At 66.6% G+C, this 930-nt stretch carries 1 protein-coding gene; it reads left to right on the forward strand.

Translation table 11 applies throughout. The features are described 5' to 3' along the window. On the forward strand, positions 1-930 hold a 930-nt coding region (locus H4N64_RS44155), incomplete at both ends, for an IS3 family transposase (RefSeq protein ID WP_186288259.1).

A 930-nucleotide genomic window follows, 5' to 3' on the forward strand; every position in this document is an offset into this window, starting at 1 on the left:
TTTCGCGGCCGAGCTCGACCGGCCACACACACGCTCGTAGCGTTCATCGACGAGCATCGGGACCGCTTCGGCGGAGTCGAGCCGATCTGCCGTGTTCTGACCGAGCACTCCTGCAAGATCGCCCCGTCCACCTACTACGCCCACCACAAACGCCGGCAGGCACCCTCGGCCCGCACCGTCCGCGACACCGAGCTGAAGATCCTGATTCAGGAGGCATACGACGCCAACTACCGTGTCTACGGCGCGAGGAAGATCTGGCGGCACCTGAACCGCCAGGGCCAGACCGTGGCCCGCTGCACCGTCGAACGTCTCATGCGCGAGCTGGGGATCACCGGCGCCGTCCGCGGCAGGAAGGTGATCACCACGATCCCTGACCCCACCGCGCCACGGGCAGCGGACCTGGTTGACCGCGACTTCGTCGCCGCGGCCCCCAATCGGTGCTGGGTCGCCGACTTCACCCACGTCGCCACGTTCTCGGGCGTCGTCTACGTCGCCTTCGTCGTAGACACCTTCTCCCGCCGGATCGTTGGCTGGTCCGCCTCGACCACGAAGCAGACCCGGCTCGTCCTGGACGCCCTGGACATGGGACTGTGGCAACGCGACCGCGACCAACGCCCGCCCCTGCCTGGGGAGTTGGTCCACCACTCGGACGCGGGTTCGCAATATACGTCCTTTGCGCTGGCCGAGCACTTGGAGAAGGCCGGCATCGCCGCCTCGATCGGATCGGTCGGCGACGCGTACGACAACGCGCTGATGGAGTCCACGATCGGCCTCTTCAAAACCGAGGTGATCAAGCCGCAGAGGCCCTGGCGATCCCTCGCCCAGGTCGAGCTGGCCACTGCCGAATGGACCGACTGGTACAACCACACCCGGCTCCACGATGAGATAGGGCACATCCCGCCCGCCGAATACGAAGCCAACCACTACCTG

The sequence above is a fragment of the Streptomyces cupreus genome (assembly GCF_014257025.1).
GTDB lineage: Bacteria > Actinomycetota > Actinomycetes > Streptomycetales > Streptomycetaceae > Streptomyces > Streptomyces cupreus.